A 23,514-nucleotide genomic window follows, 5' to 3' on the forward strand; every position below is an offset into this window, starting at 1 on the left:
TGCCGGGCCGGCCGTTGCCGGGTCAGCCGTTGTCGGGTCAGCCGCGCAGCTGCTGGTACGCGGGCAGCGTCAGGAAGTCCGCGTAGTCGTCGTCCAGGGCGACCTGGAGCAGCAGGTCGTGGGCCTGCTGCCAGTGGCCGGAGTTGAAGGCTTCCTCGCCCAGCTCGGCCTTGAGGGCGGCGAGTTCCTCGGCGGCGACCTTGCGGGCCAGCTCCGGGGTCGCCCGCTCGCCGTTCTCGAACTCGACGCCCGCGTTGATCCACTGCCAGATCTGCGAACGGGAGATCTCGGCGGTCGCCGCGTCCTCCATGAGGTTGAAGATGGCGACCGCGCCGAGCCCGCGCAGCCACGCCTCGATGTAACGGACGCCCACCTGGACGGCGTTGACGAGACCGTCGTACGTCGGCTTCGCGGCGAGGGAGTCGACCGCGATCAGGTCGGCCGCCGCCACATGGACGTCCTCGCGCAGCCGGTCCTTCTGGTTCGGCCTGTCGCCGAGGACCTTGTCGAAGGACTCCAGGGCGATCGGGACGAGGTCGGGATGGGCGACCCAGGAGCCGTCGAAACCGTCGTTCGCCTCACGGTCCTTGTCCGCGCGGACCTTCTCGAAGGCGACCTTGTTGACCTCCGCGTCCCGGCGGGACGGGATGAACGCGGCCATGCCGCCGATCGCGTGCGCGCCGCGCTTGTGGCAGGTGCGCACGAGGAGTTCGGTGTAGGCGCGCATGAACGGGGCCGTCATGGTCACCGCGTTGCGGTCCGGCAGGACGAACTTGGCGCCGCCGTCACGGAAGTTCTTCACGATGGAGAACAGGTAGTCCCAGCGGCCCGCGTTCAGCCCCGAGGCGTGGTCGCGCAGTTCGTAGAGGATCTCCTCCATCTCGTACGCGGCCGTGATGGTCTCGATCAGGACGGTCGCGCGGATCGTGCCCTGGGGCACGCCCACGTAGTCCTGGGCGAACACGAACACGTCGTTCCACAGCCGCGCTTCGAGGTGCGACTCGGTCTTCGGGAGGTAGAAGTACGGCCCCTTGCCGAGGTCCAGCAGCCGCCGCGCGTTGTGGAAGAAGTACAGCCCGAAGTCGACGAAGGCGCCCGGGACCTGGCCGCCGTCCGCGTCGACCAGGTGCCGCTCGTCGAGGTGCCATCCGCGCGGGCGCATGACGACAGTGGCGAGCTGGGCGTCGTCCTTGAGGGCGTACGACTTGCCGGTGCGCTCGTCGGTGAAGTCGATGGTGCGCCTATAGGCGTCGATCAGGTTCAGCTGGCCCAGGACGACGTTCTCCCACGTCGGCGCGGAGGCGTCCTCGAAGTCCGCGAGCCAGATCCGCGCGCCGGAGTTGAGGGCGTTGACCGTCATCTTGCGGTCGGTGGGGCCGGTGATCTCCACCCGCCGGTCCTCCAGGGCGGCCGGGGAGGGGGCGACGCGCCAGGAGTCGTCCGCGCGGATCGCGGCGGTCTCCGGCAGGAAGTCCAGCGTGGAGGTGCGGGCGATCTCCGCGCGGCGCTCGGCGCGGCGGGCGAGCAGCTCGGCCCGGCGGGGCGTGAACCGCGCGTGCAGCTCGGCCACGAAGGCCAGCGCCGCGTCGGTCAGGACTTCCTCCTGCCGGGGCAGCGGTCCGGCGTCGACGATGGTCAGCGGGGGCGGCGCCGATGCGGACATGAGCGGTCACTTCCTTCGCGGAGGGGGCGCGGGGTGTGGGTTGCGTCGGGTGCGGGTGCGGGTGCGGGTGCGGGTGCGGGTGGGGCTTGGGCTGGGCTAAAAATGGATACTAGTTTCCTCATCGTGGAACTTCAATGGGCCGCCGGTGCCGGAAGCGGCAGGCCGGCGGCCGGGTTCCCTCACCCTGCCCCCTGAAGCCCCTCCAGGCGCCCCAGATCGGCCTCCGTGTCGATGTCGTAGGCCTCGGCCACATCCCCGCACTCCACGAGCCGTACGGCCCCCTCGTGGGCCTTCAGGTACCCCCGTGCCCCCCGGTCCCCGTCCGCCGCCTCCGCGACCCCCGCCCAGTGCGCCGCCCCGAACAGCACCGGATGCCCGCGCACCCCGTCGTAACAGGCCGCCGCCAGCGTCCCCGCGCCCTCGTACGCGGCGAGCACCCGGAGGGTCGCCTCGGCGCCGATGCCCGGCTGGTCCACCAGGGACACCAGCACGGCCCGCGCCCCCGTCCCGGCCAGCGACGCCAGCCCGGCTCGCAGTGACGACCCCATGCCCTCGGCCCACCCGGGGTTGTCCACCAGCACGCACCCGTCCAGCCGCGCGCGCTCGCGCACGGTGTCGGCGGCGGCGCCCAGGACGACGTGCACGCGCGCGAGGCCGGCCGTACGCAGCACCTGGACGGCGTGTTCGACGAGGGGGCGGCCCTGGTGGAGGAGCAGCGCCTTGGGACGGCCGCCCAGGCGGCGCCCGCCGCCCGCCGCGAGGACCAGGCCGGTGATCGGAACTTCCTTGTGTGTCATGGGTCCTGTGATACCTGACGCCCTGTGGGTGGCCGGTCGCACGGTGCTGATGTCAAAGGGCTGATTTTCTGTCTTTTATGTGGCGCCGCACCGTAAGGGTGGCGTTTACTGACCCGCGTCCTTCGGCGTCCGACCACGGCCGCAGGACACGCGCGACTCGCGCGCGCGGGTGCGCGAGGGGGGAGAGAACTGTGCTGCGAAGTGCGGGGCAAAGGCCGGTGACCGGCGGGGACGACGACCCCAGAGTGATCGGCTTACGGTCGGCCGTCGCCCGGCTGCGGCGTGAACTGGCCGCCCATCCGGCCGAGTTCACCGACCGCGCGATCGCCGAGGAGGAACTGGCCGCGCTCGCCGCCATGGTGGAGCACGGCACTCCCGAGATCCCCCGGCTGCGCAGCTCCTTATTGGCCGTCGCCGGCGCGATCGGCTCGGTGAGCGCCCTCGCGCGCGGGCTCGCGGACGTCCGCGCGGCGGTCGAGCTGTTCGGGGTGGCGCCGAAGCCGTAGGAGGCATCCGCGCGGGATGCCGCTCGGCGCCCCTGGTGGCGCGTCAGGCGTGGTTCTGGTTCGCCAGCGCCTGCGACAGCTCCCGCGCGACCTCCTGGAGCACCGGGACGATGTGCTGCGTCGCGGCCTCCGTGACGCGGCCCGCCGGACCGGAGATCGAGATCGCGGCGGCCGTCGGCGAGTCGGGGACCGGGACGGCCAGACAGCGCACGCCGATCTCCTGCTCGTTGTCGTCGACGGCGTACCCGAGGCCGCGTACGTCCGCCAGAGCGGCCAGGAAGGCGTCGGGCGAGGTGATGGTCCGGTCCGTCGCCGCGGGCATCCCAGTGCGACCCAGAAGGGCGCGTACGTCGTTTTCGGGGAAGCCCGCCAGGAGCGCCTTGCCGACGCCCGTGGAGTGCGGCAGGACGCGCCGGCCGACCTCGGTGAACATGCGCATGGAGTGCTTGGACGGCACCTGGGCGACGTAGACGATCTCGTCGCCGTCCAGGAGCGCCATGTTGGCCGTCTCCCCGGTCTCCTCGACCAGCCGCGCCAGGTGCGGGCGCGCCCAGGTGCCGAGCAGCCGGGACGCGGACTCGCCCAGGCGGATCAGGCGGGGGCCCAGCGCATAGCGGCGGTTGGGCTGCTGGCGGACGTAGCCGCAGACCACGAGGGTGCGCATCAGGCGGTGGATGGTCGGCAGGGGCAGCCCGCTGCTCGCCGACAGCTCGCTCAGCCCGACCTCGCCGCCCGCGTCGGCCATCCGTTCCAGCAGGTCGAAGGCGCGCTCAAGGGACTGGACGCCGCCGGCTGACCGGGCGGAGTCGGAGGTGCTGGCGCTGGACGTCGGCACGGCGCGTTCCTTTCGGACGACGTGAAGGGCAGAAGACTACCCGTCGGTCGGTTGACTCCCGGCTGGCGCATGACTACGTTCTGGCTGACGAAAGTGTACTTCCGCATTCCGGAAACGGCGAGGGTGGCAGGGGGGCTCTTGACGGTCCGAGGGGCCTGAGTGAAGACTCGTTCAACAGAACGTTGAATTCCATGACAGGCGTGTAAATCCTCGTTTCCGGCACGTGAAGCGGGGCCGCGCCGGCAGAGAGGGGCCCGGGTGTCCGACGTCGAACTGGTGCTGCGCTCCACGCGCGTGATCACCCCCGAGGGCACGCGCCCCGCCACCGTGACGGTCACCGCCGGCACGATCACCGCCGTCCTGCCCCACGACGCGCCGGTCCCCGCAGGCGCCCGCCTGGAGGACGTCGGCGACCATGTCGTCCTCCCGGGGCTCGTCGACACCCACGTGCACGTCAACGACCCGGGGCGCACCCACTGGGAAGGCTTCTGGACCGCCACGCGCGCGGCGGCGGCCGGCGGCGTCACCACCCTCGTCGACATGCCCCTGAACTCCCTGCCGCCGACCACGACCGTCGACCACCTGCGCGTCAAGCGGGAGGTCGCCGCCGACAAGGCGCACGTCGACGTCGGCTTCTGGGGCGGCGCCCTCCCGGACAACACCGCCGACCTGCGCCCCCTGCACGACGCCGGGGTCTTCGGCTTCAAGGCGTTCCTGTCGCCCTCAGGGGTCGACGAGTTCCCCCACCTCGGCCAGGACGAACTCGCCCGCGCGCTGGAGGAGATCGCCGCCTTCGACGGCCTGCTGATCGTCCACGCGGAGGACCCCCGCCACCTGGAGGCCGCCCCCCAGCAGGGCGGCCCCAAGTACGCCGACTTCCTCGCCTCCCGCCCGCGCGGAGCCGAGGACACGGCCATCGCGCACCTCATCGAGCACGCCAAGCGCCTGCACGCGCGCGTGCACGTCCTGCACCTGTCCTCCAGCGACGCTCTGCCCCTCATCGCGAAGGCCAAGGCCGACGGCGTGCGCATCACCGCCGAGACCTGCCCGCACTACCTCACCCTCACCGCCGAGGAAGTCCCCGACGGCGCCAGCGAGTTCAAGTGCTGCCCGCCCATCCGCGAGGCCGCCAACCAGGACCTGCTGTGGCAGGCCCTCGCCGACGGCACGATCGACTGCGTGGTCACCGACCACTCGCCGTCCACCGCCGACCTGAAGACCCCCGACTTCGCCACCGCCTGGGGCGGCATATCCGGCCTCCAGCTCAGCCTCGCCGCCGTCTGGACCGAAGCCCGCGCGCGCGGGTATGCGCTGGAGGACGTCGTGCGCTGGATGTCCGCGCGGACGGCGGCCCTCGTGGGCCTCGACGGCCGCAAAGGCGCGATCGCCCCCGGCCACGACGCCGACTTCGCGGTCCTCGCACCCGACGAGACCTTCACCGTCGACCCGCAGACCCTCCAGCACCGCAACCGCGTCACCGCGTACGCGGGCAAGACCCTGTACGGCGTCGTGCAGTCGACCTGGCTGCGCGGGACACGCATCCACGCGCGCGGGGAGTTCGGCGAGCCGGAAGGCCGTCTGCTGACCCGCACCCCCTGAGCAACCCGCACCCGAAAGGCACCCCCGTGACGGCGATCCCCCGTTTCACCGGCGACGCGCAGCCCTACCAGGGCGGTGACCCGTACGCGGACCACCGCACCGCCGACTTCCCGTTCACCCACCTCGCCGACCTCGCCGACCGGCAGCTCGGCGCCGGGGTGATCGCCGCCAACGACGAGTTCTTCGCCCACCGCGAGAACCTCCTGCTGCCCGGCCGCGCGGTCTTCGACCCCGAGCACTTCGGCCACAAGGGCAAGGTCATGGACGGCTGGGAGACCCGCCGCAGGCGCGGCGCGAGCGCCGAGCACCCCTGGCCGTCGGCCGACGACCATGACTGGGCGCTGATCCGCCTCGGCGCCCCGGGCGTCGTACGCGGCATCGTCGTCGACACCGCGCACTTCCGGGGCAACTACCCGAAGGCCGTCTCCGTAGAGGCCGCCTCCGTCCCGGGCACGCCCTCCCCGAAGGAGCTGCTCGGGGACGACGTCAAGTGGACGACGCTCGTCCCGCGCACGGAGGTCGGCGGGCACGCCGCGAACGGCTTCGAGGTCGCCGTGGAGCAGCGCTTCACCCACCTGCGCCTCAACCAGCACCCCGACGGCGGCATCGCGCGCCTGCGCGTGTACGGCGAGGTCGTGCCCGACCCGGCCTGGCTCGCCGCCCTCGGCACCTTCGACGTCGTCGCCCTGGAGCACGGTGGCCACGCCGAGGACGCCTCCAACCTGTTCTACTCCCCGGCCTCCAACACCATCCGCCCCGGCCGCTCCCGCCAGATGGACGACGGCTGGGAGACCCGCCGCCGCCGCGACCAGGGCAACGACTGGATCCGCTACCGCCTCGCCGCACAGGCCGAGATCCGCGCGGTGGCCATCGACACGGCCTACCTCAAGGGCAACAGCGCGGGCTGGGCGTCGGTGTCCGTGAAGGACGGCGAGGACGGCGAATGGCGCGAGGCCCTGCCCCGCACCCGCCTCCAGCCCGACACCGACCACCGCTTCGTCCTGCCCGCCCCCGTCGTCGCCACCCACGCGCGCGTGGACATCTTCCCCGACGGCGGCATCTCCCGGCTGCGGCTGTTCGGCTCGCTGACGGAAGCGGGGACGGCGGCACTCGTGGCGCGGCATCAGGAGCTGGGCGGCTGACCTTCGCCGGTGGCCGGAACTCGGCGGCCGGTTCGCGCGTTCCCCCGATGTGACCCTTCAGCAAGAGATCGTCGGCAACGCCATGCAGATGGCGGTCGTCAACCTGCGTCCCGGCCAGACCGTGTACTGCGAGGCCGGCAAGTTCCTGTTCAAGACGGCGAACGTGACCATGGAGACCCGGCTGGGCGGCCCCTCGGGCGGCGGGCAGCAGCAGGGCGGCGGGGGCTCCGGCGGCGGCGCGGGCGGCGGCATGGGCGGGATGCTGCGCCAGGCCATGGGGACGGCCATGCAGGTCGGCCAGCGCGTCCTCGCGGGCGAGTCGCTGGCGTTCCAGTACTTCACCGCCCAGGGCGGCGAGGGCACCGTCGGCTTCGCGGGCGTGCTGCCCGGCGAGATGCGGGCGCTGGAACTGACCGGCACGCGCGCGTGGTTCGCCGAGAAGGACGCCTTCGTGGCCGCCGAGTCCGGCGTCGAGTTCGGCATCGCCTTCCAGGGCGGCCGTACGGGCATGAGCGGCGGCGAGGGCTTCATCCTGGAGAAGTTCACCGGGCACGGCACGGTGATCATCGCGGGCGCGGGCAACTTCATCGACCTCAACCCGGCGGACTTCGGCGGCCGTATCGAGGTCGACACGGGCTGCGTCGTCGCCTTCGAGGAGGGCATCCGCTACGGCGTCCAGCGCGTGGGCGGCCTCAACCGCCAGGGGATGATGAACGCCGTCTTCGGCGGCGAGGGGCTCTCCCTGGCCACCCTGGAGGGCGACGGACAGGTCATCCTCCAGTCGCTCACCATCGAGAGCCTCGCCAACGCCCTGAAGAAGGCCCAGGGCGGCGACAAACAAGGGCCGACGGGCGGCCTGTTCTCCACCCACGCGGGCTGAACTCCGCACGGGACGACACCCACCGCGCGGGGACGCGCCGGCGGGCCTGAGCCCTCCGCGCGGGATCTTTCGTGCGGGGCTCGTACGGAGTTTCGGCCGTCAGGTGGCGCCAGGTTAACTTCCCGCAAACAGAACGGACTTGACGGGAAATTCTTCCCGCCTGTCGTTGACATGCCCGCGTCTACGCGCGTCATCATGAGGGCATGAGATTCCCCCCACGCATCACCCGCATCGGCGCCGCTGCCGCCGTCCTGTCCGCCCTCCTGGTCGGCGGCGCCGTCACCGCCACGCCGGCGTCCGCCGCGGTCGGCAGCATCTGCTACAGCCGGCTGCCCTCGCAGGCGCACGACACCCTGGACCTGATCGACCGGGGCGGCCCGTTCCCGTACTCGCAGGACGGCGTCGTCTTCCAGAACCGCGAAGGCGTCCTGCCCAGCCAGTCCTCGGGCTACTACCACGAGTACACGGTGATCACGCCCGGCTCCTCCACCCGCGGCGCCCGCCGCATCGTCACCGGGCAGCGCAACCAGGAGGACTACTACACCTCCGACCACTACGCCACGTTCAACCTGGTCAACTACAGCTGCTGAGAACGCTCTCGGCGGTCTGAGACCGATCAGGGATCCGGGGCCCCACACCCGGCCCGAGGAACGGCGCGACGGCGCCGGAGACCCGACCACGCGCTCAGTCGGGCCTCCGGCTCCGCGCGACGGCGAACAGGGCGCACGCGAGCGCCAGGAGCGCGACGCTCGCGTACACCTCGTGACCGTCGAGGAAACCGACCCGCTGCAAGAGCCCCACGTCCCAGTGGGCGAACTCGTGCAACAGGCCCAGCACGCCCTGCACCAGGGCGAGAAACCCCGCCACCTCCAGCACTTGCTTCATCTCCCGGGCACCTCCACCGAGTGGTCCATGCCCGAAACCCTCGCCCCGCGGCCCTGCCCAGCGCATCGGCCGCGGGGCTTCGCCTTCCCTACGGAAGACGCGTCCCCGCGCGCGCGGGCGGGCCGAAAGTCGATGCCGCCGTGACTTCGGTAGCCGATCGCCGCAGCCGTCCTCCGCACCCCGTCCGGGCTGCGTAGATTTGTCGACCGTGAAGACCGTGACGCATGACCGGGGGACACGGGCGTTCGAAGGCCGGAGATGGCTGTTGCCGTCGTCGGTCGTGGCCGACCTCGACCCGCACCAGCATCCCGACCGGACCGGACGACGGCCCCGGCGCACCGTCCGCGACTGGGCCGTGGACTTCTCCGCGTTCCTGCTGGCCGTGTTCGTGGGCCTGCTCGCCGCCCAGAGCCTGCGCCAGGAGACCGCCCTGCCGCACTCCCTCGTCGTCCTCGACCAGGTCCTCGGCGCCCTCTCCTGCGCCGCGGTCTGGCTGCGCCGCCGCTGGCCCCTCGGGTTCGCCGTCGCCATGCTGCCCATGAGCCTCCTCTCCAGCAGCGCGGGCGGCGCGGCGCTCGTCTCCCTGTTCACCCTCGTCGTCCACCGGCCCTTCAGACACGTCGCCTGGGTCACCGGCATCTCCCTCGGCCTGGTGCCGCTGTTCTACTGGCTGCGCCCCGACCCCGACCTGCCCTTCCTGGGCGCCGTCGTCCTGGTCACCACCTTCACCGCCGGGGTCGTCGGCTGGGGCATGTTCGTCCGCTCCAAGCGCCAGCTCATGCTCAGCCTGCGCGACCGCGCGCGGCGCGCCGAGACCGAGGCGCAGCTGCGCGGCGAACAGGCCCAGCGGCTCGCCCGCGAAGCCATCGCGCGCGAGATGCACGACGTCCTCGCCCACCGCCTCACCCTCCTCAGCGTCCACGCGGGCGCCCTGGAGTTCCGCCCCGACGCCCCGCCCGAGGAGATCGCCCGCGCGGCCGGCGTCATCCGCGAGAGCGCCCACGAGGCCCTCCAGGACCTCCGCGAGATCATCGGCGTCCTGCGCGCCGCCGAACCCGACGACCGGGGCCGCCCCCAGCCCACCCTCGGCGCCCTAGACGCGCTCGCCGCCGAGTCCCGCGAGGCTGGCATGAAGGTCACCCTCGACCAGCACGTCACCGACCCCACCGCCGTCCCCGCCTCCGTCGGCCGCACCGCCTACCGCATCGCCCAGGAAGCCCTCACCAACGCCCGCAAACACGCTCCTGGCGCCGAGGTCACCGTCACCGTCACCGGCGCCCCGGGCGACGGCCTCACCATCACCGTCCGTAACCCCGCCCCCGACGGCCCCGTCCCGCCCGTCCCCGGCTCCGGCCAGGGCCTCATCGGCCTCACCGAACGCGCCGCCCTCGCCGGGGGGACTCTCGTCCATGAGGTCACCGAGGACGGGGGGTTCGAGGTGCGGGGGTGGCTGCCTTGGCGGGGGGTGGGGGAGGGGCGTCGGGACGGTACCGGTTCGTCGTGATGGGGGCGTTGGGACGGTACTGGTTCGTCGTGACGGGGACGTCGGAACGGTACTGGTGCGTCGGCGCGACGGGACGGTAGCGTCGCGACGTCGGCAGGGTCAGCGGGACGAAACCGTACCGTCGCAACGCCTCCGCACCGACGAACCCGTATCGTCCCGACCCACCCCCGCCCCCACCCCGACCCCGACCCATGATTTCGTGACCCCATGACTACGACGATCAGACTGCTCCTCGTCGACGACGACCCCTTGGTGCGGGCCGGGCTGTCGCTGATGCTGGGCGGGGCCGACGACATCAGGATCGTCGGCGAGGCGGCCGACGGCGCGGAGGTCGAGGAGATCGTCGGCCGGACGCGGCCGGACGTCGTGCTGATGGACATCCGGATGCCGGCGATGGACGGCCTGACCGCGACGGAGCGGCTGCGCGCGCGTGAGGACGCCCCGCAGGTCGTGGTCCTCACCACCTTCCACGCCGACGAACAGGTGCTGCGGGCCCTGCGCGCGGGGGCGGCCGGATTCGTGCTCAAGGACACGCCGCCCGCCGAGATCCTGGCGGCGGTGCGGAAGGTCGCGGCCGGTGAACCGGTGCTGTCGCCGACGGTCACCCGGCAGCTGATGGCGCACGCGGTCGGGACGGCGGCCGACACCCGGCGCGCACGCGCGCGGGAACGTCTCGCCGCCCTGGGGGAACGCGAGCGCGAGGTGGCGGTCGCCGTCGGCCAGGGGCTCAGCAACGCCGAGATCGCGGCGGACCTCTTCATGAGCGTGGCCACGGTCAAGGCCCACGTCTCCCGGGTGCTCGCCAAGCTGGGCCTGAACAACCGGGTGCAGATCGCGCTGCTCGCGTACGACGCCGGCCTGCTGGACGAAGAAACCTGAGCGGCCGGGCACTTCGAGCGGGCGCCGTCCGTTGAAGGAGGTGACGAGAGGGGGCTCGGCATGGGGGACGTGATCGGCATGGGGGAGCGCGGCGGGCAGGGACCGGGAGTGGTCGACCTGCGGCGGGCGGGCGAGGAGTTCCGGCGCGACCCGTACGCGGTGTTCGCGCGGCTGCGCGAGCGCGGGCCGGTGCACCGGGTGTGGTTCGACGCGGAGAACGGCCTCGTGGAGGCATGGCTGGTCGTCGGGTACGACGAGGCGCGGGCGGCGCTCGCCGACCCCCGGCTGGCCAAGGACCCCTCGAGGGCCGGCGTCGCGGACCTGTACGACGACCCGATCGGGGCGCACATGCTGGACAGCGACCCGCCCCGGCACACCCGGCTGCGCGCTCTCGTCACCCGCGCGTTCACCCCGGGCCGGGTCCAGCGGCTCGCCCCCAGGGTGCGCGGCATCGCCGACGAACTGCTCGACGAGATGATCCCGCGCGGGCGCGCCGACCTCGTCGAGGCGTTCTCCTACCCCCTGCCGATCACCGTGATCTGCGAACTCCTGGGCGTCCCCGAACTGGACCGCGCGGCCTTCCGCGCGATGTCGAACGAGGTGGTAGCGCCCAGCGTCCCGGGCAACGCGTACAACGCCTACCTCCGGATCGGCGACTACCTGACCGAGCTGATCGAGGACAAACGCTGCGCGCGCCCGACCGGCGACCTCCTGAGCGACCTGATCCGTACGACGTCCCAGGACGGCGACCGCCTCTCGCCCGGCGAACTGCGCGGGATGGCCTTCCTGTTGCTGGTCGCGGGCCATGAGACGACGGTCAACCTCATCACCAACACGGTGCACGGCCTCCTCGCCGACCCCGCCGGGCTCGCCGCCCTGCGCGCCGACCCCGGGCTCCTGGACGGCGTCGTCGAGGAGACGCTGCGCTGGGAGGGTCCGGTGAAGAACGCCACCTTCCGGTACGCCGCCGAGCCCTTGGAGATCGCCGGGACCGCCATAAAGCAGGGCGAGTCGGTGATGGTCAGCCTGGCCGCCGCCGACCGCGCCCCCGCGCGGTTCGCCGACCCGGACCGCTTCGACGCCCGCCGCGACCCGCGCGGCCACCTCGCCTTCGGCCACGGCATCCACCACTGCCTCGGCGCACCCCTGGCCCGCCTGGAGGCCCGCGTCGCCCTGCGCGCCCTCCTCGACCGCGCCCCCGACCTCACCCTCGACGGCCCACCCGGGGAATGGCTCCCCGGGATGCTGATACGCGGCGTGCGCAGCCTCCCGGTGCGCTGGTAGACCGTCCCGAGGAGGAGCCCCAGAGCGCGCGCTCCAAGGGACCCAGGCTCTCCAAAGCACCCAGGCTCTCTGGCACCCGGGCTCCCTAGGACCCGGGCTTACAGATAGGCCCCGGCGATCTCCCCCAGGTACACCGGCCGCCGTTCGCGGCGGGAGATGTCGCAGGCCTCGGCGACCCGCAGCGCCTGAAGCGCCTCGCGGCCGTCGCAGGGGTTGGCGCGCTCGCCCCGGACGACCTCGACGAAGGCCAGCAGTTCGGCCTCGTAGGCGGGCGCGAAGCGCTCCAGGAAGCCCGTCCAGGGCTTGTCGGCGGCCGGCGGACCGGTCGGCTCGGTGGAGGCGATGGGCGTGCGGTCGTCCAGGCCGACGACGATCTGGTCCAGCTCCCCGGCGAGCTCCATGCGGACGTCGTACCCGGCGCCGTTCACGCGGGTCGCGGTCGCCGTCGCCAGGGTGCCGCCCTCCAGGGTGAGGACGGCGGCGGCCGTGTCGACGTCGCCGGCCGCGCGGAACATCGCCGGGCCCGTGTCCGACCCGGCGGCGTACACGTCGACGACCTCCCGGCCGGTCACCCAGCGCAGCGCGTCGAAGTCGTGCATCAGGGCGTCCCGGTAGATCCCGCCGGACACCGGCAGCCACGCGGCGGGCGGCGGGGACTGGTCGGAGGTCACCGCGCGGATGGTGTGCAGCCGCCCCAGACGGCCCGCGTGGACGGCGTCCCGGGCGCCCCGGTAGCCGGCGTCGAACCGCCGCTGGAAGCCCATCTGGAGGACCGTCCCGGCCGCCTCGACCTCGCCGATCGCCTGTAACGTCCCGGGCAGGTCCAGGGCGATCGGTTTCTCGCAGAACACCGGCAGCCCCGAGCGCGCCGCCCGGCCGATCAGCTCGGCGTGCGCGGACGTCGCCGTGGTGATGACCACGGCGTCCACGCCCCAGCGGAAGATCTCGTCCACCCCGGGGGCCGCCGTCTCGCCCAGGCGCAGCGCCAGATCCTGTGCCCGCGCGGGGTCCGCGTCCGTGAGGATCAGTGAACCGACCTCACGGTGCCGCCTCAGTGTGTTCGCATGAATGGTGCCGATGCGGCCCGTCCCGATGACCCCGATACGCATGAAGACAAACTGAGGTCGCAGGCCACACCCTGTCAATGAGCATGTCCGGACAATCTGACCGCACAACTTCCCGTCAACGTGCCTCACAGCTACGCTCGGCCCGTGCCGAAACCAGAAGTGGACCTGACCGTGCAACTGGAGCTCCGCGTGGACAGAAGTTCCCCGGTGCCGCTGTACTTCCAGTTGTCGCAGCAACTGGAGGCGGCCATCGAGCACGGTTCGCTCACCCCGGGCAGTCTCCTCGGCAACGAGATCGAGCTGGCCGCGCGCCTGGGGCTGTCGCGTCCGACGGTCCGCCAGGCCATCCAGTCGCTCGTCGACAAGGGCCTGCTGGTGCGCCGCAGGGGCGTCGGCACCCAGGTCGTCCACAGCCAGGTCAAGCGCCCCCTGGAGCTCAGCAGCCTCTACGACGACCTGGAGTCGGCCGGGCAGCGTCCCGCGACGACCGTCCTGGTCAACGACACGGTCCCGGCCACCGCCGAGGTCGCCGCCGCGCTCGGCGTCGCCGAGGGCAGCGAGGTGCAGCGCGTGGAGCGCCTCAGGCTGGCCCACGGCGAGCCGATGGCGTATCTGTGCAACCACCTGCCCAGCGGCCTCCTGGAGCTCGACACGGGCCAGCTGGAGGCCACCGGGCTCTACCGCCTGATGCGCGCGGCCGGCATCACCCTGCACAGCGCCCGCCAGTCCATCGGCGCCCGCGCGGCCACCGCCCCCGAGGCGGAACGTCTCGCCGAGCCCGAGGGCGCCCCCCTGCTGACCATGCAGCGCACCACCTTCGACGACACCGGCCGCGCCGTCGAGTTCGGCGACCACATCTACCGCCCCAGCCGCTACTCCTTCGAGTTCCAGCTCCTCGTACGACCCTGAGGACGCTGTGATCCCGCGCGCGTAGGCGTCCGCCCGTCGCCCGCTCTTCCCGCGCGCGCATGGCTCACTTTCTGCGTGTCGACCCCTCTGAGCTGCCCGAATGTCCGGACAATGCGACCGAGTCGCGGTCCCCGGTCGGGTGCCGCGTGACCCCTGTGTTCGATACTGGGGCGTTTGCGTCCGTTGAGCGATCGGCGGGCGTACGCGACAGAGCACGGCAAGACGGCAAGAAGGGCACGGCCTCGTGGCACGGTTTCGGACCTGGGCAGGGATCGCGGTGGCGGGGGTGCTGTGCGTGTCCCTCGCGGGATGCAGCAGCACCGGGGGCAAGCGCGCCGAGGACGCCCGCAAGGCCGCGGCGGCCGGGGGCAGGTCGGCGGTGGACACCCCCCGCTGGACGTTCGCGATGATCACCCACTCGGGTGACGGCGACACCTTCTGGGACATCGTCCAGAACGGCGCCAAGCAGGCCGCCGTCAAGGACAACATCAACTTCCTGTACTCGCACGACGACGAGGCCCAGCAGCAGGCCCAGCTGGTCGACGCGGCCGTCGACAAGAAGGTCGACGGGATCATCGTCACCCTGGCCAAGCCGGACGCCATGAAGGACGCCGTCGCCCGCGCGGAGAAGGCCGGCATCCCGGTGATCACCGTCAACTCCGGCTCCGCCGAGTCCAAGGCGTTCGGCGCGCTCACTCACATCGGCCAGGACGAGTCCGTCGCCGGTGAGGCCGTCGGCGAGGAGCTGAACAAGCGCGGCAGGAAGAAGGCGCTGTGCATCCTGCACGAGCAGGGCAACGTCGGCCATGAGCAGCGCTGCGCGGGCGTCGCCAAGACGTTCACCGGCAGCGTCCAGAACCTGTACGTCAACGGCACCAACATGCCCGACGTGCAGTCCGCGATCGAGGCCAAACTCCAGGCCGACCCGTCGGTCGACGCCGTCGTCACCCTGGGCGCCCCGTACGCCGACACCGCCGTCAAGGCCAAGCAGACCGCGGGCAGCAAGGCCGAGGTCGACACCTTCGACCTCAACGCCAAGGTCGCCGCCGGCCTCAAGGACGGCTCCCTGGGCTTCGCCGTCGACCAGCAGCCCTACCTCCAGGGCTACGAGGCCGTCGACCTGCTGTGGCTGTACAAGTACAACGACGACGTCCTGGGCGGCGGCCAGCCCGTTCTGACCGGCCCCCAGATCGTCACCAAGGACCAGGCGGCCCGGCTCCTCGACTACACCGAGCGGGGCACCCGATGAGCGCCGACGAGCGCCTTCTGGAGCGCTCCGCGCTGCGCAGGCTCCTGGGCCGGCCCGAACTCGGCTCGGTCGTCGGCGCCGTCGCGGTCTTCCTGTTCTTCGCGCTGACCGCGAGCAGCTTCCTGCGCCCGGAGAGCCTGTCGACCGTCCTGTACGCGTCGTCGACGATCGGCATCATGGCCGTCCCCGTCGCCCTGCTGATGATCGGCGGCGAGTTCGACCTGTCGGCCGGCGTCATGGTCACGTCGTCAGCATTGATCTCGTCCATGTTCAGCTACCAGATGACCGCGAACGTCTGGGTCGGCGTCGGGGTGTCCTTGCTGACGACCCTGGCGATCGGCGCTTTCAACGGCTTCGTGCTCACCCGTACAGGACTGCCGAGCTTCATCGTCACGCTCGGCACGTTTCTCATGTTGACCGGGTTGAATCTCGGCTTGACCAAGTTGATCGACGACACGGTCTCCACCAAGACGATCGCGGACATGCAGGGTTTCCCCAGCGCGCACGACCTGTTCGCCTCCACCCTCACGATCGGCGGCGTCGCCTTCAAGGTCACCATCCTGTGGTGGTTCGTCCTGGTCGCCCTCGCCTCCTGGATCCTGCTGCGCACCCGCGCGGGCAACTGGATCTTCGCCGTCGGCGGCAACGAGGACGCCGCGCGCGCGGTGGGCGTACCCGTCACGAGGACCAAGGTCGGCCTCTACATGGGCGTCGCCTTCGGCGCCTGGATCTCCGGCCAGCACCTGCTCTTCTCGTACGACGTCGTCCAGTCCGGCGAGGGCGTCGGCAACGAGCTGATCTACATCATCGCGGCCGTCATCGGCGGCTGTCTGATCACCGGCGGCTACGGCAGCGCCGTCGGCTCGGCGGTCGGCGCGCTCATCTTCGGCATGACCAGCAAGGGCATCGTCTTCGCCGAGTGGAACCCCGACTGGTTCAAGTTCTTCCTCGGGGCGATGCTGCTCCTCGCGACCCTGCTCAACACCTGGGTCCGCAAGCGCGCGGAGGCGAGCGCATGAGCGAGACGGACACCCGCACGGCCCTCGTGGAGCTGACCGACGTCAGCAAGCACTACGGCAACATCCGCGCGCTGGAGGGCGTCTCCCTGGCCGTCCACGCCGGGGAGATCACCTGCGTCCTCGGCGACAACGGCGCGGGCAAATCAACGTTGATCAAGATCATCGCCGGACTGCATCAACATGACGGCGGCACCGTCAACATTGACGGCGAATCAACCCGCCTCGCCTCCCCGCGCGACGCCCTGGACCGCGGCATCGCCACGGTCTACCAGGACCTCGCCGTCGTCGGCCTCATGCCGGTCTGGCGCAACTTCTTCCTCGGCTCCGAACCCCGCGTCGGCAAAGGCCCCTTCAAACGCCTCGACGTCGACCACATGCGCCGCACCACCCGCGCGGAACTCCTGCGCATGGGCATCGACCTGCGTGACGTCGATCAACCCATCGGCACACTGTCGGGCGGCGAGCGCCAGTGCGTCGCCATCGCCCGCGCGGTGCACTTCGGCGCCAAGGTCCTCGTCCTCGACGAACCGACGGCCGCCCTCGGCGTCAAACAGTCCGGCGTCGTCCTCAAGTACGTCGCCGCCGCCCGCGACGAAGGCCTGGGGGTGGTCCTCATCACACACAACCCCCACCACGCGTACCTGGTGGGCGACAGATTCGTCCTCCTGCGCCGGGGCGAACGCGTCGGCAACTACGAACGCCACGAGATCACCCTGGACGAACTGACCCGGCAGATGGCGGGCGGCAGCGACCTGGACGACCTGCGGCACGAACTCCAGAGGCGCTGAGGACGCCTAGAGTCGTACGCGCGCGGGGCCACCACCGGACCGCCACCCCGCGCGCGGGACCTCTCCCGCCCCGCTCGGCGCCCGGCGGACGCGTGCGGCAGAATCGAGCCCGATGAGCACCTACCGCGACTTCAGCGCCCCCATCGGCTCCCGCCGGGCCACCGTGCTGCGCACCGCAGGCACCCGAGAGCGTCGTTCCCACCTGACGGCGCCCCGGGTGCCGACGGTCGGCATCGACATCGGCGGCACCAAGGTGATGGCGGGCGTGGTCGACGCCGACGGCAACATCCTGGAGAAGGTCCGCACCGAGACCCCGGACAAGTCCAAGAGCCCCAAGGTCGTCGAGGACACCATCGTCGAACTGGTCCTGGACCTCTCCGACCGGCACGACGTGCACGCCGTCGGCATCGGCGCCGCCGGCTGGGTCGACGCCGACCGCAACCGCGTCCTGTTCGCCCCGCACCTGTCCTGGCGCAACGAACCCCTGCGCGACCGCCTCTCCGGCCGCCTCTCGGTGCCCGTCCTGGTCGACAACGACGCCAACACCGCCGCCTGGGCGGAGTGGCGCTTCGGCGCCGGACGCGGCGAGGACCACCTGGTCATGATCACCCTGGGCACCGGCATCGGCGGCGCGATCCTGGAGGACGGCCAGGTCAAGCGCGGCAAGTACGGCGTCGCCGGCGAGTTCGGGCACATGCAGGTCGTCCCCGGCGGCCACCGCTGCCCGTGCGGCAACCGCGGCTGCTGGGAGCAGTACAGCTCCGGCAACGCCCTGGTGCGCGAGGCCAGGGAGCTCGCCGCCGCCGACTCCCCGGTCGCGTACGGCATCCTGGAGCACGTCAAGGGGCAGATCGGCGACATCACCGGGCCGATGATCACCGAACTCGCGCGCGAGGGCGACGCGATGTGCATCGAGCTCCTCCAGGACATCGGCCAGTGGCTCGGCGTCGGCATCGCCAACCTGGCCGCCGCCCTCGACCCGTCGTGCTTCGTCATCGGCGGCGGCGTCTCGGCCGCCGACGACCTGCTCATCGCGCCCGCGCGGGACGCCTTCAAGCGCCAGCTCACCGGCCGCGGCTACCGCCCCGAGGCACGCATCGTGCGCGCGCAGCTCGGCCCCGAGGCCGGCATGGTCGGCGCCGCCGACCTCGCCCGCCTGGTCGCCCGCCGCTTCCGCCGCGCCAAGCGCCGCCGCGTGGAGCGCTACGAGCGCTACGAGCGGTCCGCCGAGGCCGCCCGCCGCATGCGGGACTCCGCATGACCGCCTCCCTGCCCCGCCAGGCCGCCCCGCCGGACGAGCCGCCCCGCCCGCCGGAGGACCGCCGCCACGTGGTCCGCCGCCGGGCGCTCACCCTGCTGATCATCGTCCTGCTCATCGGCGTCCCCGCCGGCTACCTGGTGATCTCCGCCGCGCAGAGCCGCGACAGCGGCAAGGACAAGGAAGCCAAGTACTCCGCGACCGGCCTCACCCTGGGCTGGCCCTCCCGCGTCCAGCGCCGCCTCTACCAGGTCCACATCCCGGACCCCTCGTACAAGGTCTCCTCCTACGAGACCAACAACTGGAGGACCAGCCGCCTCTACGTCCGCTTCCGCACCACCGCGGCCGGACTCGACACGTTCCTCAGGGACAGCGGCCTGACCCGCGCCGACCTGACCAAGGACCGCGTCACGATCAGCGCCCGCGACCAGAAGATCACCGGCTGGGACTTCACCGGCCCCTCCGCCGCGCACGGCGTCTGGTTCGGCCTCGTCAAGGAGCAGAAGAACCCCCAGCCGACCCTGGACGCCATGGTCAACACCGCGAACCCCGACGCACCCGTCGTGTACCTCGTCTCCCGCACCGCACCCTGAACGCCCGTACGACGCCCTCACAGCCCCGTACGACGCCCCGGGCACCCTCCCCGCCCGGACGGCCCGGACCGGCCCCGCAGCGGGCCACAGGCCCATTGTCAGACCCCGCCCGTAGAGTCGGAGACGACCGGAACGGACCGACAGGCGGGAGGTGAACGCAGCACATGACCACGGACCAGGTGCCCGCACGGCTCGCGGCCGTCTTCCTCCCCGCCTCCCCGCCCCGCCAGGGCCGCGTCGCCTTCTGGGACCCCACCGACGCCCCGCTCCCCGCCGCCGGCGACCCCACGGACCTGACCGTCGTACGACCCCACGGCGCGGCCTCCGTCCGCCGCCGGCCGACCCCGGCGATCACCCTGCCCGTCGACCGCGCGCTGCCCCTGCTCGTACAAGCCCGCCACGACCCCGCCGCCCACCCCGCGACCGCCTGCTGGGGCGCCGCCGCCCTGCACGCCCTGCGGCTCACCGCGCGCGGACGCCTGCTGCCCGGACTCACCCCGGCCGGCGAGGACGCCTGGCGCGCAGGCCCCCTCGACCCCGAAGACCTCACCCACCTCCGCGCCATCGCCGCCGCCCTGCCCTACGAAGGCCACGCCGTCCCGCTCCCCGGACCCGGACCACTGCGCCTGCCCGACCCCGAGACCCTGCTGCGGGCCTTCCTGGACGCCGTCGCCGACACCCTGCCCCGCACCCCGGCCGCACCCCACACCGTCGGCCGCCCCTTCGCCGCCCGCCCCCCGCAACGGCTGCCCGGCGCCCGCGACTGGGCCGCCGAGGTCGCCGCCGGACGCGACGCGGGCGTACGGATCTCCCTGCGCCTCGACCTGGCGGCGCACGACCTCTTCGACGACACCGAACAGGCCCACCGCGCGGGCGCCGCGATCGTCCAGGTGCACAGCCTCGCCGACCCCGCCCTCGTCACCGACGCGGCAGCCCTCTGGGCGGGCGCCGCCGACCCCGCCTTCGGACCCCGCGCGCGCGTGGACGCCGCCCTCGCCGTACGCCGCGCCGCCCGCGTCTGGCCCCCGCTGGCCCGCCTCGCCGACCAGGACGCGCCCGACGTCCTCGCCCTCACCGAGGAAGAGCTCGCCGACCTGCTGGGCCGGGCCGCGACCCGGCTCGCCGCCGCCGGGGTCGCCGTCCACTGGCCCCGCGACCTCGCCCAGGACCTCACCGCCACCGCCGTCGTCCGCCCCGCCCCCGGCTCCGCCACCGACGGCACCGGCTTCTTCGAGGGCGACGAACTCCTCACCTTCCGCTGGCAGCTGGCCCTCGGCGGCGACCCGCTCACCGAGGCCGAGATGGACGCCCTCGCCGAGGCCCACCGCCCCGTCGTACGCCTGCGCGACCAATGGGTCCTCGTCGACCCCGAACTGGTCCGCAAGGCCCGCAAGCGCGAACTCGGCCTGCTCGACCCGGTCGACGCGCTGTCCGCCGCCCTCACCGGCGCCGCCGAGGTCGACGGCGAGAGCGTCGAGGCCGTCCCCATGGGCGCCCTCGCGACCCTGCGCGACCGCCTCACGGCCGGACTGCGGCCCGCCGAACCCCCGCCAGGACTGCGCGCCACCCTGCGCGACTACCAGCTGCGCGGCCTCGCCTGGCTGGAGATGATGACCTCCCTGGGCCTCGGCGGCTGCCTCGCCGACGACATGGGCCTCGGCAAGACCGTCACCCTCATCGCCCTGCACCTGCGCCGCGCCCGCCCCGAACCCACCCTCGTGGTCTGCCCCGCCTCCCTCCTCGGCAACTGGCAGCGCGAGATCACCAAGTTCGCCCCCGGCGTCCCCGTCCGCCGCTTCCACGGCCCCGAACGCACCCTGGACGGCCTCACCGACGGCTTCGTCCTCACCACCTACGGCACCCTCCGCTCCGCCGTGCACACCCTCACCGAACGCCCCTGGGGCATGGTCGTCGCCGACGAGGCGCAGCACGTCAAGAACCCCTACTCCGCCACCGCCAAAGCCCTGCGCACCATCCCCGCGCCCGCGCGCGTGGCGCTCACCGGCACCCCCGTCGAGAACAACCTCTCCGAACTGTGGGCCCTCCTCGACTGGACCACCCCCGGACTCCTCGGCCCCCTCAAGGCCTTCCGCGCCCGCCACGCGCGCGCGGTGGAGAACGGCGAGGACCCCGAGGCCGCCGAACGCCTCGCCCGCCTCGTACGGCCCTTCCTGCTGCGCCGCAAGAAGTCCGACCCCGGGATCGTCCCCGAACTCCCGCCCAAGACCGAGACCGACCACCCCGTCCCGCTCACCCGCGAACAGGCAGCTCTGTACGAGGCCGTCGTACGTGAGTCGATGCTCGCCATCGAGACCTCCGACGGGATCGCGCGGCGCGGTCTCGTCCTCAAGCTGCTCGGGGCCCTCAAGCAGATCTGTGATCACCCCGCCCTCTACCTCAAGGAGGAGGCTGTCCTTAAGGGGGAGCCTGTTTCCTCGGTCCCCAAGGGGGAGGCCGCCGGCCCTGACCGTCTCACCGGCCGTTCCGGGAAACTCTCCCTCCTGGACGAGCTGTTGGACACCGTCCTAGCCGAGGACGGTTCCGCCCTCGTCTTCACCCAGTACGTCGGCATGGCCCGCCTGATCACCGCCCATCTCACCGCCCGCGCGGTCCCCGTCGACCTCCTGCACGGCGGCACACCCGTCCCCGAGCGCGAGCGCATGGTCGACCGCTTCCAGGCGGGTACGGTCCCCGTCCTCGTCCTCTCCCTCAAGGCGGCCGGCACCGGTCTGAACCTCACCCGCGCGGGGCACGTCATCCACGTCGACCGCTGGTGGAACCCGGCCGTCGAGGAGCAGGCCACCGACCGCGCCTACCGCATCGGCCAGACCCAGCCCGTCCAGGTCCACCGCCTCATCACCGAGGGCACCGTCGAGGACCGCATCAGCGACATGCTCGCCGGCAAGCGCGCCCTGGCCGACGCGATCCTCGGCGCCGGTGAGGCGTCCCTGACGGAACTCACCGACCGCGAGCTGTCGGACCTTGTGTCGCTGCGGAGGGAGGCGTGATGGGGGAGGAGACGTGCGGGGAGGGGTGCGTGGAGGGGCGTGCTGCGGAGGGCCGCGCGGAGGGGGGTTCCGCGCAGGCCGCGCGGGAGGCTCTGCGGGAGGCGTTGCGGGTGAAGGGCGGGAGGGCTGCGGGAGGGGGTCAGGCGTCCGGTGCGGGTGCGGGCACCGGTGCCGGTGTGGCGTGGGCGGAGGGCCGGGAGGCGGGTGCAGAGGGGGAGTGTGTGGGGGGTTGGGAGTCGGGTGCGGAGTGTGAGGCGGGTGCCGGGGACGGGGAGGCTCGGGAGACGGTCTGCGCGGACGAGGGTGGGGTGAGTCGGCCTGCGCGGCCCGGTGATGCCGCTCGTGCGGCTCTGCGGCAGGCGCTGGCCGCCCGGCGGGGGGTCGGGCAGGCGCAGTGGTCCGGGTCCGGGGAGCGGGACGGCGTGGCCTTCGTAGGGCAGGGCGGCGGCGATGGCGCGGAGGTGGGTGAGGTCTTCGGGGTCGAGGGGGCCTGCGCGCCAGGCGTCCTCGCCGGCCGGGGTGAGGTACGCGGGGTGGCCGGGGAGGCTTCTGGTGGGCGTCGGCGGGGCATGGGGGACCCGGCCCAGGGGGAGGGCCGTGCCGGGGGCGAGTCCGGAAGCGGCTCCGGAGGCGCGTCTGTGGGTGGTGACGGCGGCTCTGGGGGCGAGGGTGCTCGTACGGGCGGCGGGCCTGTCTCTGGATCGGGGCTCGGGTCCGGGCAGGGGGCTGTGTCCGAGTTGACGGCTGTCTCTGGGGCAGAGGCTGGATCAGGGTTGACGGCTGCCTCGGAGTCAACGGCTGATCCTGGGCCGACAGCCACCCTCGGGCCGACGGCTAATCCTGGGCTGACGGCCGCGTCTGGGCCGACGGCCATCCCTAGGGCGACGGCTGTGTCCGAGTTGACGGCTGTCCCTAGGGCGACGGTTGGATCAGGGGCGACGGCCGCCTCGGAGCTAACGGCTAACCCTGAGCCAACGGCTAACCCTGGGCCGACAGTCACCCCTGAGCCGACAGCCCCCCTTGGGACGACGGCTAACCCCGGGCTGACGGCCACCCTTGAGGCGACGGCCGCGTCCGGGCTGGCGGCCACCCCTGAGGTAACGCCTGTGTCCTGGCCGACGGTTGCCTCTGGTGAGACGGCTGTACCCGGGCCGACGGTCACCTCTGAGCCCAAGGGTGCGCCTGAGCTGACCGCTGCCTCTGAGGCAACAGCCACCTCCGGGGCCTCCGATGACGCCCCCCACCCCTCCCCCCGCCCCGCCGACCGCGCCCGCGAGGCCCTGCGTGCGGCCCGCGCCGAAGCGCGCAAGGAGGCCGAGGCGAAGGCGGCGCGCGGCACGCGGGGGAGGGCTCGCAGGGCACCGGCACCGGCACCGGCGGCGGTCGAGGGCGTGGCCGGGGAACGGGTACGGGACCTGAAGACATGGCTCGCCGGCGCTTTCCGGATGCCTCCGGAGGAGGAGCCCGAGGGAGTGCGCCTGGGGAACGAGGAGGGCGTTGCCGAAGAGGTGCGTTCCGGGCTGCCCGCCGACTGGCCGGAGGAGGCTCCGCGCGGGCCGGTCGTAGACAACTCCGGTACGGGGGAAGGTCGTTCGGACGCCGCCGACTCCGGTTCGCCGCGAGACACCCGGCCCAACCTGTCCACGCTG

20 protein-coding genes are annotated in these 23,514 nt (G+C 72.6%); 15 read left to right on the forward strand and 5 right to left on the reverse strand.

Annotation, left to right across the window (positions count from 1 at the left end; translation table 11 throughout):
• Nucleotides 1–37 precede the first annotated feature (37 nt).
• On the reverse strand, nucleotides 38–1,663 hold the full coding sequence (gene aceB / locus ACYUD3_RS02460; protein ID WP_470962697.1) for a malate synthase A: 1,626 nt from the start codon (nucleotides 1,661–1,663) through the stop codon (nucleotides 38–40).
• Between the two features lie 179 nt (nucleotides 1,664–1,842).
• Complete coding sequence (locus tag ACYUD3_RS02465; protein WP_470962700.1) at nucleotides 1,843–2,460, reverse strand: nucleotidyltransferase family protein; 618 nt, start codon at nucleotides 2,458–2,460, stop codon at nucleotides 1,843–1,845.
• 191 nt (nucleotides 2,461–2,651) lie between these two features.
• Between ACYUD3_RS02465 and ACYUD3_RS02470 the strand changes: the two genes are divergently transcribed.
• Entirely contained in the window at nucleotides 2,652–2,966 is a 315-nt protein-coding gene (locus tag ACYUD3_RS02470; RefSeq protein ID WP_470962703.1) for a DUF5955 family protein, read from the forward strand.
• Nucleotides 2,967–3,009: 43 nt separating this feature from the next.
• Here ACYUD3_RS02470 and ACYUD3_RS02475 read toward each other — a convergent pair whose 3' ends face one another.
• Nucleotides 3,010–3,801 (reverse strand): IclR family transcriptional regulator, encoded by a 792-nt coding sequence (locus tag ACYUD3_RS02475; protein WP_470962706.1) that lies wholly within the window; start codon nucleotides 3,799–3,801, stop codon nucleotides 3,010–3,012.
• Between the two features lie 258 nt (nucleotides 3,802–4,059).
• Between ACYUD3_RS02475 and allB the strand changes: the two genes are divergently transcribed.
• From allB to ACYUD3_RS02495, 4 genes are all read left to right on the forward strand, one after another.
• Nucleotides 4,060–5,400, forward strand: coding sequence for an allantoinase AllB (allB, locus tag ACYUD3_RS02480; RefSeq protein ID WP_470962709.1), 1,341 nt, complete (start codon nucleotides 4,060–4,062; stop codon nucleotides 5,398–5,400).
• Nucleotides 5,401–5,426: 26 nt separating this feature from the next.
• Complete coding sequence (gene alc / locus ACYUD3_RS02485; protein ID WP_470962712.1) at nucleotides 5,427–6,542, forward strand: allantoicase; 1,116 nt, start codon at nucleotides 5,427–5,429, stop codon at nucleotides 6,540–6,542.
• Nucleotides 6,543–6,591: 49 nt separating this feature from the next.
• Nucleotides 6,592–7,422, forward strand: a complete 831-nt coding sequence (locus ACYUD3_RS02490) for an AIM24 family protein (protein WP_470962715.1) — start codon at nucleotides 6,592–6,594, stop codon at nucleotides 7,420–7,422.
• Between the two features lie 203 nt (nucleotides 7,423–7,625).
• A complete protein-coding gene (locus tag ACYUD3_RS02495; RefSeq protein WP_470962718.1) occupies nucleotides 7,626–8,012 on the forward strand; it encodes a guanyl-specific ribonuclease in 387 nt (128 codons plus the stop codon).
• Nucleotides 8,013–8,106: 94 nt separating this feature from the next.
• Here the strand turns inward: ACYUD3_RS02495 and ACYUD3_RS02500 are convergent, their stop codons facing one another.
• On the reverse strand, nucleotides 8,107–8,307 hold the full coding sequence (locus ACYUD3_RS02500; protein WP_470962721.1) for a hypothetical protein: 201 nt from the start codon (nucleotides 8,305–8,307) through the stop codon (nucleotides 8,107–8,109).
• A gap of 208 nt (nucleotides 8,308–8,515) precedes the next feature.
• Between ACYUD3_RS02500 and ACYUD3_RS02505 the strand changes: the two genes are divergently transcribed.
• The 3 genes from ACYUD3_RS02505 (at nucleotide 8,516) to ACYUD3_RS02515 (ending at nucleotide 11,974) form a co-directional block, all read left to right on the forward strand.
• Nucleotides 8,516–9,811: a sensor histidine kinase gene (locus ACYUD3_RS02505; RefSeq protein ID WP_470962724.1), complete on the forward strand. Its 1,296-nt coding sequence runs from the start codon at nucleotides 8,516–8,518 to the stop codon at nucleotides 9,809–9,811.
• Between the two features lie 207 nt (nucleotides 9,812–10,018).
• Nucleotides 10,019–10,690, forward strand: a complete 672-nt coding sequence (locus ACYUD3_RS02510) for a response regulator (RefSeq protein ID WP_470962727.1) — start codon at nucleotides 10,019–10,021, stop codon at nucleotides 10,688–10,690.
• Between the two features lie 60 nt (nucleotides 10,691–10,750).
• Nucleotides 10,751–11,974, forward strand: a complete 1,224-nt coding sequence (locus ACYUD3_RS02515; RefSeq protein WP_470962730.1) for a cytochrome P450 family protein — start codon at nucleotides 10,751–10,753, stop codon at nucleotides 11,972–11,974.
• A 98-nt stretch (nucleotides 11,975–12,072) separates the two neighbouring features.
• Here the strand turns inward: ACYUD3_RS02515 and ACYUD3_RS02520 are convergent, their stop codons facing one another.
• The gene (locus ACYUD3_RS02520; protein ID WP_470962734.1) at nucleotides 12,073–13,083 is read right to left on the reverse strand and encodes a Gfo/Idh/MocA family protein; all 1,011 of its coding nucleotides are present in this window, start codon (nucleotides 13,081–13,083) and stop codon (nucleotides 12,073–12,075) included.
• Nucleotides 13,084–13,212: 129 nt separating this feature from the next.
• Between ACYUD3_RS02520 and ACYUD3_RS02525 the strand changes: the two genes are divergently transcribed.
• From ACYUD3_RS02525 to ACYUD3_RS02555, 7 genes are all read left to right on the forward strand, one after another.
• Nucleotides 13,213–13,950, forward strand: a complete 738-nt coding sequence (locus ACYUD3_RS02525; protein WP_470963905.1) for a GntR family transcriptional regulator — start codon at nucleotides 13,213–13,215, stop codon at nucleotides 13,948–13,950.
• Nucleotides 13,951–14,194: 244 nt separating this feature from the next.
• Nucleotides 14,195–15,199 carry a sugar ABC transporter substrate-binding protein gene (locus ACYUD3_RS02530; RefSeq protein ID WP_470962737.1) on the forward strand — a complete coding sequence of 335 codons (1,005 nt, stop codon included), beginning with the start codon at nucleotides 14,195–14,197 and terminating at the stop codon, nucleotides 15,197–15,199.
• Nucleotides 15,196–16,218: an ABC transporter permease gene (locus ACYUD3_RS02535; protein WP_470962740.1), complete on the forward strand. Its 1,023-nt coding sequence runs from the start codon at nucleotides 15,196–15,198 to the stop codon at nucleotides 16,216–16,218. The genes ACYUD3_RS02530 and ACYUD3_RS02535 overlap by 4 nt, the downstream gene beginning before the upstream one ends.
• The gene (locus tag ACYUD3_RS02540; protein WP_470962743.1) at nucleotides 16,215–17,006 is read left to right on the forward strand and encodes an ATP-binding cassette domain-containing protein; all 792 of its coding nucleotides are present in this window, start codon (nucleotides 16,215–16,217) and stop codon (nucleotides 17,004–17,006) included. Before ACYUD3_RS02535 ends, ACYUD3_RS02540 begins: the two co-directional genes overlap by 4 nt.
• 112 nt (nucleotides 17,007–17,118) lie before the next feature.
• Nucleotides 17,119–18,267, forward strand: a complete 1,149-nt coding sequence (locus ACYUD3_RS02545) for an ROK family glucokinase (protein ID WP_470962747.1) — start codon at nucleotides 17,119–17,121, stop codon at nucleotides 18,265–18,267.
• Complete coding sequence (locus ACYUD3_RS02550) at nucleotides 18,264–18,857, forward strand: sugar kinase (RefSeq protein ID WP_470962749.1); 594 nt, start codon at nucleotides 18,264–18,266, stop codon at nucleotides 18,855–18,857. Before ACYUD3_RS02545 ends, ACYUD3_RS02550 begins: the two co-directional genes overlap by 4 nt.
• A gap of 164 nt (nucleotides 18,858–19,021) precedes the next feature.
• On the forward strand, nucleotides 19,022–21,865 hold the full coding sequence (locus tag ACYUD3_RS02555) for a DEAD/DEAH box helicase (protein WP_470962752.1): 2,844 nt from the start codon (nucleotides 19,022–19,024) through the stop codon (nucleotides 21,863–21,865).
• Nucleotides 21,866–23,514 lie beyond the last annotated feature (1,649 nt).

This window comes from Streptomyces sp. AMJ-169 (assembly GCF_055597585.1).

Bases quoted from the DNA above. Each gene is read 5' to 3' on its own strand.
- aceB (WP_470962697.1), bottom strand. From the start codon at position 1,663: ATGTCCGCATCGGCGCCGCCCCCGCTGACCATCGTCGACGCCGGACCG.
- ACYUD3_RS02465 (WP_470962700.1), bottom strand. From the start codon at position 2,460: ATGACACACAAGGAAGTTCCGATCACCGGCCTGGTCCTCGCGGCGGGC.
- ACYUD3_RS02495 (WP_470962718.1), top strand. From the start codon at position 7,626: ATGAGATTCCCCCCACGCATCACCCGCATCGGCGCCGCTGCCGCCGTC.
- ACYUD3_RS02500 (WP_470962721.1), bottom strand. From the start codon at position 8,307: ATGAAGCAAGTGCTGGAGGTGGCGGGGTTTCTCGCCCTGGTGCAGGGC.
- ACYUD3_RS02510 (WP_470962727.1), top strand. From the start codon at position 10,019: ATGACTACGACGATCAGACTGCTCCTCGTCGACGACGACCCCTTGGTG.
- ACYUD3_RS02515 (WP_470962730.1), top strand. From the start codon at position 10,751: ATGGGGGACGTGATCGGCATGGGGGAGCGCGGCGGGCAGGGACCGGGA.
- ACYUD3_RS02520 (WP_470962734.1), bottom strand. From the start codon at position 13,083: ATGCGTATCGGGGTCATCGGGACGGGCCGCATCGGCACCATTCATGCG.
- ACYUD3_RS02535 (WP_470962740.1), top strand. From the start codon at position 15,196: ATGAGCGCCGACGAGCGCCTTCTGGAGCGCTCCGCGCTGCGCAGGCTC.
- ACYUD3_RS02540 (WP_470962743.1), top strand. From the start codon at position 16,215: ATGAGCGAGACGGACACCCGCACGGCCCTCGTGGAGCTGACCGACGTC.
- ACYUD3_RS02545 (WP_470962747.1), top strand. From the start codon at position 17,119: ATGAGCACCTACCGCGACTTCAGCGCCCCCATCGGCTCCCGCCGGGCC.
- ACYUD3_RS02550 (WP_470962749.1), top strand. From the start codon at position 18,264: ATGACCGCCTCCCTGCCCCGCCAGGCCGCCCCGCCGGACGAGCCGCCC.
- ACYUD3_RS02555 (WP_470962752.1), top strand. From the start codon at position 19,022: ATGACCACGGACCAGGTGCCCGCACGGCTCGCGGCCGTCTTCCTCCCC.